Source organism: Frankia nepalensis, from assembly GCF_016786325.1.
GTDB lineage: Bacteria > Actinomycetota > Actinomycetes > Frankiales > Frankiaceae > Pseudofrankia > Pseudofrankia nepalensis.
The window spans coordinates 1-9,613 of record NZ_JADWYU010000057.1; the positions used below are offsets into that span (position 1 = coordinate 1).

Annotated in this window: 6 protein-coding genes; 3 read left to right on the plus strand and 3 right to left on the minus strand. The window is 74.8% G+C overall.

The genetic code is table 11. From position 1 onward, the window contains the following. Positions 1 to 235: 235 nt before the first annotated feature. On the plus strand, positions 236 to 1,144 hold the full coding sequence (locus I6A81_RS02575; protein ID WP_238430896.1) for a type IV toxin-antitoxin system AbiEi family antitoxin domain-containing protein: 909 nt from the start codon (positions 236 to 238) through the stop codon (positions 1,142 to 1,144). Positions 1,145 to 1,279: 135 nt separating this feature from the next. On the opposite strand, the gene I6A81_RS02580 is transcribed toward I6A81_RS02575, so the two are convergent. Continuing rightward, complete coding sequence (locus tag I6A81_RS02580; protein WP_203007280.1) at positions 1,280 to 3,076, minus strand: adenine deaminase; 1,797 nt, start codon at positions 3,074 to 3,076, stop codon at positions 1,280 to 1,282. A 316-nt stretch (positions 3,077 to 3,392) separates the two neighbouring features. Between I6A81_RS02580 and I6A81_RS02585 the strand changes: the two genes are divergently transcribed. Further along, positions 3,393 to 4,025 (plus strand): hypothetical protein, encoded by a 633-nt coding sequence (locus I6A81_RS02585; RefSeq protein WP_307874420.1) that lies wholly within the window; start codon positions 3,393 to 3,395, stop codon positions 4,023 to 4,025. A gap of 46 nt (positions 4,026 to 4,071) precedes the next feature. Here the strand turns inward: I6A81_RS02585 and I6A81_RS02590 are convergent, their stop codons facing one another. Both I6A81_RS02590 and I6A81_RS42900 read right to left on the minus strand, forming a co-directional pair. After that, on the minus strand, positions 4,072 to 4,821 hold the full coding sequence (locus I6A81_RS02590) for an ABC transporter ATP-binding protein (protein WP_203007283.1): 750 nt from the start codon (positions 4,819 to 4,821) through the stop codon (positions 4,072 to 4,074). A gap of 80 nt (positions 4,822 to 4,901) precedes the next feature. Next, positions 4,902 to 8,459 carry an ABC transporter permease subunit gene (locus I6A81_RS42900; RefSeq protein WP_285222961.1) on the minus strand — a complete coding sequence of 1,186 codons (3,558 nt, stop codon included), beginning with the start codon at positions 8,457 to 8,459 and terminating at the stop codon, positions 4,902 to 4,904. Positions 8,460 to 8,916: 457 nt separating this feature from the next. On the opposite strand from I6A81_RS42900, the gene I6A81_RS02605 reads away from it, so the two are divergent. Further along, on the plus strand, positions 8,917 to 9,613 hold a 697-nt coding region (locus I6A81_RS02605; RefSeq protein WP_203010079.1), incomplete at its 3' end, for a TerD family protein.

Consider the following 9,613-nt stretch of genomic DNA (forward strand, 5'->3'; position numbering starts at 1 on the left):
CCGCTCCGCACCCGACAACGCCATGATCCTCGAACCCCCAGAAGCCTGGGTGTTGCGAGGACCGCTAGAAGACGCCGGTCTCCGGACGACCCCTGTAGGGCACAAACGGCGATCAAGAGTGGACGAGGGATGTCCACAGGGGGAGCGAGACGGCCGCGGGGTGGGCGCGGCGAGAGCAGAGTGGCCCGGCATGGGGGCGGATGGGGAAGATCGCGCGGCTCGGGTATATCCCGGGATGGCGGAGGCGCTGCGGGTCGCCGGGTGGCAGCACGGCGTCGTCACCCGCGACCAGGCGCTGAACGCCGGCCTGACCAGGGGCCAGATGCGGCAGCTGGTCCGGACCGGAGGCTGGGCTCGGCCGTTTCCCGGCACCTACCTCGTTGAGGGCGCCGATCCGTTCCTTGGACGGGTCCGGGCGGCGTTGTTGCGCCGGCCGGAGGCGGTCGTCTGCGGTGTCACAGCCGCGAGGCTGCTCAACCTGCGCGGGCTTCCGCGACGGCATCAGGCTGACGCGGAGCCAGTGCACCTGCTCGTCAGCGGATCGATTGCTCGGTCGGCCGTTCCGGGGGTCCTCCTGCGCTTCGGCACATGTCATCAGGCGCAGCTCTGGTGGCGCGACGGGATTCCAGTGACCTCGGTGACGCGGACGCTTGCCGATCTCGTCCTTGCCTGGGACCGGTCGCAAGCCGTCGCGTTGCTGGACGCCGCAGCGCATGACCGCCGGCTCCGCGACGTGGCGGAGGTCGCGGCGCAGATGTTCGGCCGGCATGGCACGGCGGCTCGGGTCCGCTGGCTCGCGGACGTCGACGCCCGGGCGGAATCCCCGTTGGAGAGCCGGCTGCGCCTCGTGCTGGGTGACCGGGGGCTCAGCCCGCCCGAGGTGCAGTACGTCGTCAGGGATGAGTCCGGGTTCTTCGTGGCGCGCGCCGACCTCGCCTATCCGGCCCATCGGTTGCTGGTCGAGGCGGACGGCGTGGCCTTCCACGGCGACGAGGGCGGCGACCCGCGACCGCTGCACCGGGATCGCGAACGTCAGAACGCCCTGTCCCGCCTTGGCTGGAAGGTCCTGCGCTTCACCTGGCCCGACGTCCTCGCCCGCCCCGACCACGTCGCTGCCCTGGTCCGCGCCCTCCTCCGAGGATGATCGCCGTTTATGCCCTCCCGAGGTCGTGGTCGGGGCCTCCGGACGACCCCTGCGGGGCACAAACGGCGATCAAGAATGGTTGGGGGAGCGCGCCCTCGCGCGGGGGCGAACGGGGGAGGGCGTGGGCGGCGGTTGTCAGGCGGTGGGGGTCAGGATCGGGGAGCTGATGAGCTGGCCGGTGGAGCCGTCGACGAGGCCGAGGTCGGTGACGTGCGGGCCGGGCAGGCAGGCGAGCGAGGCGACCAGGACGTGGAAGAGGTTCTGGGTGAGCAGGCTCAGGCGCAGGCCGACCGACTCGGCGGCCGCCGTGACCACCTGCTGGGCCTCGGCGACCTCGGGGGCGGGCAGCGGCGAGAGGATGCCGGCGATCGGCAGCGCGATCGACGCGAGCACCTTCCCGCCGGAGGCGACCGCGACCCCGCCGCCGTCGGCGATCACCTGGTTGGCGGCGGCGGCCATGGCCACCGGGTCGCGGCCGAAGACGATCAGATTGTGGGTGTCGTGCGAGACGGACGTGGCGATCGCGCCGGTCCAGTCCTGCTCGCCCCAGCCGGAGATCATCGCCGCCCGCGGGGTCGGCGCGATCCGGCCGTGCCGGTGCACCGCGACCTGCAGCAGGTGGCCGGGCGGCACGACGACCGCGCCGTCACGCACCTCGGCGGTCACCTCGTCCCAGCGGGTGAAGATCGGGCCCGCGAGGACGCGCAGCCGGACCGTGCCGTCCGTGACGCCGCCGGGCAGGTGCCCGACCCGCAGGACGAAGGCGTCGGGCGTCATCGGGCCGAGCTTCATCGTGTCCAGCGGCGGCTCGCTCGGCCCCTCCACCACCGGGACGATCATCTCGCCGCCGGAGGCGACGTGCTCGCCCGCGCGGAACACGTCGTCGACGGCGACCGTCGCCAGGTCCGACAGGATGATCAGGTCGGCCTGCCGGCCGGCGGCGACGAGGCCCAGGTCGGTGCGGGCCAGCCGGTAGGCGGCGTGGTAGGTGGCGATCCGCAGCGCGCGCACCGGGTCGAGGCCGTAGCCGACGAGCCGGCGCAGCAGGTGGTCGAGGCCGCCGTCGGTGAGCAGGGTCAGCGCGAACAGGTCGTCGGTGGCCGCGCACAGGTGCGCCGGCAGCTCCGGCAGCGCGTTCAGCTCGGCGACCAGGCCCGGCAGGAGGTGCTCGAGCATGCCGCGCAGCTCGACGGTCATGCCGGCCCGGAGCTTCTCCATCGCGTCGTCGGTCGCCATGATCTCGTGGTCCGACGTGATCCCGGCGGTGAGGTAGGCCTGCAGCTCGGGGCCGGTCAGCCCGGCGGCGTGCCCGCTGACGAGCTTGCCGCTGGCCAGGCCCGCCGCGACCACGTCGACCATCCGGCCGTCGCTGGTGAGGACCCCCAACATGTCCATCACCTCGGCGAGCCCGCCGATCTCCGGCCAGGCGAGCATCTCGGCGATCTCCGGCCCGTGCAGGTCGTGGCCGGACAGTTCCAGCCCCGGGATGGGTGGCACGCAGGACGGCGCCTGGACGATGAACCGCACCGGAAGCCCACGGCTGGCCTCGACGGCGTAACGCACCCCGGCGAGCCCGGCGACGTTCGCGAGCTCGTGCGGGTCACCGAAGATCGTTGTCGTCCCGCGCGGGCAGACCGCGGCGGCGTACGAACCCGGTGTGAGCATCGAGCTCTCGAAATGGACGTGCATGTCGATCAGGCCCGGGGCGATGAACCGCCCGGTCGCGTCGAACGCGTCCAGCGCGTCCGTCCGGCTGCCGGCCGGATGCACCGAGGCGATCAGCGGCCCGACCAGCCCCACGTCGGCCGGGCGCACCTCGCACGTCCCGACGTCGACGACGCTGCCACCGGTGATGAGCAGGTCGAACGGCCCGGCGCCGCGGGCGGCGTCGACGGCCCGCCGGCGAATGGCCGGATCCACCGCATCGTTCATGACGCCCGACGCTAGGCCGCCCCTGTTACACCCATGCGGCCGGGGAATTGCGGGCAGATCCCCGCCGCGGGGAACCGGGCCGGCGTGGGCCGGTCCGGTGGCCGCTGGCCGTGAGCACGCGTGCTGGCACGACGGGAACGAGTCCTGGAGCCGGATCCGGCCGGCGGGCTGGCGGCCGCGGCCGGGTCGGCCGGTCGGCGGGTCGGGGCGGGACCGCTGACGGCCGCTGGGCGCTCGGCACGGCTGGCCGCGCGGCGGCCCGCGGGTTCGTCGGTCATCTGACGGTTGGTCCTGGTATGTCCACGGCGGTGGCAGGGTGAGCCGGGTGATCGCCTCGTGGGCCCGGGCCGCCGTCCTGACCGTGACGCTGCTGCTGACCTCGGCCTGCACGATCCTGGACGGCGATCCGCCGCCGGACCTGACGATCGACGCCGGCTACGCGGCCGTGATCGGGGGTGGCACGCTCGCCGAGTTCGACCAGCTCGCCGGCGCTCCGGCGACCCCGTTGGACCCGGCGTCGGCCCGGCTCGTCGGCCCCACCTACGGCGTCCATCTCGATGCCACCGCGGTGGCCACCTCCTTCGAGGATGGCCTGCTCTTCGAGACGATGAAGACGCACCTGCATCCCGACGACGTCTCCATGAACCTGCGCGGCGCCCACCCTGCGAGTCCCGGCCACGAGCTCGTGCTCGCCCACGTGCCCGTGGGCGTCCACCTGCCGGAGCCGGGGAACGGCTACGACAGGACGCCGCTGTACGCCGGCTGGCAGGTCGTGGTCGATGGGACGCTCAGATCCATCACCGACAACGGGACCCCGCCCCTCATCGGCACCGGATCGATCATCGTGGTGAGTGTCCCGCGGGGCTCTGACGCGTACCTGTCCGCGACGGACGAAGGCGGCACCCAGATGATCAGCCTCCGCACCGGCGAGCCGCGGACAACCCCGTGACACTCGTCGCGTCGTGTCCGCGCCGTTTCCTCCCGCCTGATCGCGGTCAGGCCAGGGGCAGGTAGGCGCTGGCGAGGGCGGCGCGGTTGGCCTCGGCCTCGGCGGCGGTGCCGGACCAGGCGGGGCGGCCGTGGCGCAGCACATGGACCCGGTCGGCGATCGTCAGGGCGCTGCGGACGTGCTGCTCGACGAGCAGCACCGCGAGCCCCTCGTCGGCGGCGGCGCGAACCGCGGTCAGCAGCCTCGTCACGATCTGGGGAGCGAGCCCGAGCGAGAGCTCGTCGGCGAGCAGCGCCGTGGGGCGGCGGGCCAGCGCCCTGGCGAGCGTCACCATCTGCTGCTGGCCACCGGAGAGCAGCCCGGCCCTGCGGTCCAGGTGCTGTTCCAGCTCGGGGAAGGTGGCCAGCGCCAGCTCCGGGTCGCAGCGCCCGACCCGCAGGTTCTCCCGCACCGTCAGACTCATGATCACCGAGCGGTCCTCGGGGACCAGGCTCAGCCCCGACCGGGCACGCCGGTGCAGGGGCGCGGTCGTCGGCCGGCCGGCCCAGTGGACCTCGCCACCGAGCGGCGCGAGCGCCCCGGCGAGCGTCAGCAGGGTCGTGGTCTTCCCGGCGCCGTTCGGGCCGAGCAGGACGACGACCTCGCCGGCGCGTACCTCCAGGTCGAGGCCGCGCACGACCGGCGCGCCGCCGTAGCCGGCGGACAGGGAGCGCGCGGCGAGCACCGGGGCCGCCGGCGCCGCCGACCGGGCGCGCCGGCCACGCCCGGCCGGCTGGCCCGCGCCGCCGGCACGCATGCGCGGAATGGGCAGCCGCGGCCGTCCGCCGTCCCGGCCGGAGCGCGGCTCGGCGGCGGCAACCGGCGTGGGTTCCGGGCTCATCGGGCGGCCCCCGGGGCGACCGGCTCGCCGGCCTGGCTGTCCGCGCCGGGCTCGTCGGCGGACGGGCGCGACGCGGTGGCGCGCCTGGGCCTGGCGGAGCTGACCTTCTCGCCGAGGTAGGCCAGCTGGACCCGGGGGTCGTCGCGGACCTGCGCCGGGGTGCCCTCGGCGATCATCCGGCCGGCGTCGAGGACGACGACGCGGTCGCAGATGGACATGATCACGTCCATGTCGTGCTCGTTCAACAGGATGCCCAGCCCCCACTCGTCGGCGAGCCGGCGCAGCAGCCGGGCGACCTCGCGGCTCTCGTGCTCGTCCAGCCCGGCGCACGGCTCGTCGAGCAGCAGCACCGAAGGCCTGGCCGCCATCGCCCGCGCGATCGCGAGCAGCCGGCGCCGCCCGTACGACAGCTCGGTGACCGAGCGGGCCAGATCGTCGCGCAGCCCGAACGCGTCGACGGCGGCGCGCGCGGCCGGCGGCAGCACGCTCGTGCGTGGCCAGGCCAGGTTGGTCAGGTAGGCGCGCAGGTCGCGCGGGTCGCTGGCGGCCTCGATGTTCTCCAGCACGGTCAGGTCCTCGAACAGCTCGAGGTTCTGGAACGACCGCTGCACGCCGCGCCGCGCCCGCCGGTGCGCGGGGAGCCGGTCGAGCCGGTGCTCGCCGAGCGTCAGCTGGCGCACCCGCGCCGGGGTGTAGCCGGTGATCGCGTCGATCACGGTGGTCTTGCCGGCGCCGTTCGGGCCGATCAGGCCGACGATCTGGCCGGGGGTGACCCGCAGGTTCACGTCGTCGACGGCGGTGACCGCGCCGAACCGCACGGTGAGCCCCCAGACGGACAGCGTCGCGGGTTTGATCACGCTCGCCGCGCTGGCCAGCGCGCCGCGCCGGAGAGTGAGGCCGGCATCGCCGGTCGCGCGCGCCCGCTCCCGGTCGCCGTCCGCCAGCGAGGCGTCCGCCGGGGCCGTCGTGTCCGGGGCCGCCGTGTCCAGGCCCGTCGTGTCCAGGCCCGTCGTGTCCAGGCCCGCCGGGCGCGGAGCCGTCGTGTCCAGGTCCGCTGTGCGCAGAGCCGCCGCGTCCAGCGTCGCTGTGTGCAGGGGCGCTGTGTCCAGGGGCGCCGCGCCCGTGGCGGCCGTCGGGGCCGCCGGCGCGACGGGGCCAGGGCTCACCGGCGCCGGCGATCCGGCGAGCAACTGGACGAGGCGGCGGCGCTCGCGCTCCTCGCGGGCGGCGCGCCGGGACGGCGGCGTGCAACGGGCCGCGACGGCGCGGGCCGCCGCGGCGTTGCCCGGCGCCATGCCGCCGCCGGAGGTGGCGAGGATCGCGACGAGCACGAAGCCACCGATCAACGGGACGTAGCGGTCCAGCTCGGTGAGCCAGTCCAGCACCCGGCCGCTGCCGGCGACCGCCACGGCGCCGAGCACCGCCGCGCCGACCCATGGCCAGGGCCGGCGGTAGGCGGGCCGGCGGTCCGGCGGGACGGCGGATGGGATCTCCTCGGCCCTCGTGGAATGTCCGTTCGCCGTGGGATTCCCGGGCGCGGTGGAAGCCTCGGTGGCCGCGGGAAGCCCGGCGGTCTCCGGGGCTTCGGCGGTCTCCGGGGTTTCGGTGGCCGTCGGGGTGGCACCGTCGGACGTCGGCGCGCGGCGCGAGCGGGCCGCGCCGGCGCCGGCGGAGAAACCGACCACGACGCCGAGCAGCGCGATCACCGTCCGGGCGAAGGCGGCGACCTCGGTGAGCAGCTCGCCGAGCCAGGCGCCGAACCGGGTGCCAAGCGTGCCGGCCGCCCAGGCCGCGCCGGCGAACGCGCCGCTGACCCAGCCGACGCCGCCGAGCACGGCGAACGCGATCAGCAGGATCGAGTTGAACGGGGAGAACACCCCGCCGCCATAGTCGATGTTGCCTCGTGCCCCGTACTGGTAGAAGGCGTAGAGCACCCCGCCGAAGCCGGCGATCGCGGCCGACAGCGCGAACGCGTAGAGCTTCGCGCCGATGACGCTGACCCCGAGGGCGGCCGCGGCCCGCTCGTTGGTGCGCACGGCGATGAGCCGGCGGCCGGCCCGGCCGCGACGCAGGTTGGCGACGGCGACGGCGACGGCGACGAACGAGATCACGGCGAGTGTCGCGAACGCCCGCGGCGCCTCGACCGTGTCCAGCCGGACGCCGAACAGCGTCGCCTGCCCGACGACGGTGCCCTCCGCGTTGCCGAGGTCCCCGAACGCCGCGGCGACGGAGCCCTCCGGGGGAGGCGAGTGGTAGCCCCGCTGGAACAGGATCGAGTCGGCCGCGGCGCCCAGCCCCAGGGTGACGACCGCGAGCTGCAGGCCCCGGGTGCGCAGCGCCGGGAGGGCGAACAGGACGCCGGCGGCCGCCGTCCCGAGGACGCCGAGCGCGAGCGCCGCCTCCAGCGGCCAGCCCTGGACGGCCACCAGCCGGCCGGCGATCAGCGCGGCCAGCCCGGAGAAGGCGAGCTGGGCGAGCGAGAGCTGACCGGTGAGGCCGACCAGCACCACTACCGAGAGGATGAGGATCGCCCACACCGCGTTGGCGTTCAGCGCGTTCACCCAGTCCGTCGGCAGCGCGTACCAGATGAGGCAGATCGCCGCGGTGACGGTCACGAGGAGCGCCGGCCAGTGGACTCGGCCGCTGCCGAGCGCGGGCAGCCGTTCGTTGACGTGACCGCGGTCGGGGATGTGCCGGCCTCGGATCGCCAGGTAGAAAATGATCACAACGAGCGGGATCGCCCGGTCGATGCCCCGCCAGGCCGGGTGCTCGGTGACGAGCTGGACCTGGGTCTCCACCTCGACGACGGCGAGCACCAGCGACGCGCCGAGCACCGTCGGGAACGAGCGGAATCCCGCCAGCAGGCCGATCGCCAGCGTGGGCACGATCAGCAGCATCAGGTTCGGCGCGGCCAGCGGCATCTGCAGCGGGGCGAGCAGCACGCCGGCGAGCCCGGCGAGCGCCGCGCCCAGCGTCCACGCGGCGGCGGCGACCAGGTCGGGCGACCAGCCGAACGTCGCCGCCGCCCGCGGGTTCTCGGTGACCGCCGTGGCCGCGAGCCCCACGGTCGTGTATCTGAACACCGCCCACAGGGCCACCAGCAGCGCGACGACGACGCCGAGCCGGGTGAAGACGTCCCAGCCGACGGGCATGCCGGCGAGCGTCACCTTGCCGGTCGGCAGCACGGTCGGCGCGGAGCGGACCAGGGTGCCATACATCAGGGTGAGCGACGCCTGCAGGATGATCAACAGGCCGAGGGTGGCCATCACCCGGTTCAACGCGGAGCCGTCCCGCATCGGGCGCATCACCAGCAGGTGGAACGCCAGCCCGATGAGCGCGGTAGACCCGATCGCGAGGACGGCGGCGAACCAGGTGGGCAGCGACCACTCCTCGACCGCGCCGTGGAACGAGTACGCCGCCCAGGCGAGCAGCGCGCCGTGCGCGAGGTTGAGGACGCCGGCGCCTCGTTGGACGACCACGATGCCGGCCGCCATCAGGGCGTACAGGCCACCGGTGCCCAGGCTCAGCAGAGCGTAGCCGATCGCGTCGTTCAACCTGGCCTACCTTCTCAACCGACTAGCCGGGGCCGTGGCCAGCGTTTTCGCTCGGCTGGACACGACGGCGCGGCCAGCGACGGCGCGCTAGTACCCGACGACGCGTTTCGCCCACCAAACCAGCGCCGTGGACGCGTGTCCGGATCGAGGAGCACAGCGCTCCCACAATCAGGCCCCGCGACCGCACAGCATGGTCGCACAAGACCACTTGATGGCCTCCGGCTGTACGACGAAAGGTCATGATCGCACGGCTCTGGCCAGGTCTTCCAGGGCCTGAGGGCACGCGGTGGCGGGACGCGGCCGGGCGGCCGCCCGAGCAGGAAGTCCCGTCGCCTCCGCGCCGGTTTCCCGGAGGCCCTGGGCAACCCATACGGAAAGACGTGGTCACGCGACTTTCCGTATGGTGGCGGAACCTGGCTGCGCGCGGTTCGTTGAACCAGCCAAGGGGGCGACAAAGATGCTTGAGCTGGTCGCGGGGGCGAACGCGTCGTTGCCGCTGGGCGCGGTTCGAATCCGTCTGCCCGGACCTTTCGACCTGTCCGCGCTGGTCGTAGGCGCGAACGGTCGGGTCGGCGGCGACGGGGACTTCGTCTTCTACAACCAACCGACGGCGGCCGGCGTCCGGCTCGCCTCCGCCGGTCCCGGCGGCGCGGCAGCGCCCGGGACCAGCGAGCTCACCGTCGACCCGCGCCGGCTGCGGCCGGGCGCGGCGCGGGTGGTGCTCGTCGCGAGCCCCGCGGACGGGTCCACCGCGTTCGGCCGGCTGCCCGCGCCGGTCACCACCGTGCACGACCTCGCCGGCGCGGCGCTGGTCCGGCTGCGGCCGCCGCGGCTCGGGCCCGAGACCGCGCTGCTCGTCGGCGAGTTGTATCGGCGTGACCCGCCAGGGGGCGGACCGGCCGGCGCGGGCGGCTGGCGGGTTCGCGCGATCGGGCAGGGCTACGCGGACGGCCTCGCGGGGCTCGCCCGCGACTTCGGCGTCGACGTCGAGCCGCCGCCCGTCCCGGTGGCCCGCCCGCGGCCGGTCCCGGTGGTCCCGCCGGACCGCCGGCCACCTCGGGCGCCGGTGCCCACCCCCGCGCGCGCCGGGCGGGCCGCCCCCCCCCCCCGCCCGGGGGCCGCCCCCGGGGGGGGGGGGGGGGGATTAAAGAAGG

What these genes read in the sequence shown, in the direction of transcription:
- I6A81_RS02575 (WP_238430896.1), top strand. Translation starts at nt 236, where the DNA reads ATGGCGGAGGCGCTGCGGGTCGCCGGGTGGCAGCACGGCGTCGTCACC.
- I6A81_RS02580 (WP_203007280.1), bottom strand. Translation starts at nt 3,076, where the DNA reads ATGAACGATGCGGTGGATCCGGCCATTCGCCGGCGGGCCGTCGACGCC.
- I6A81_RS02590 (WP_203007283.1), bottom strand. Translation starts at nt 4,821, where the DNA reads ATGCGTGCCGGCGGCGCGGGCCAGCCGGCCGGGCGTGGCCGGCGCGCC.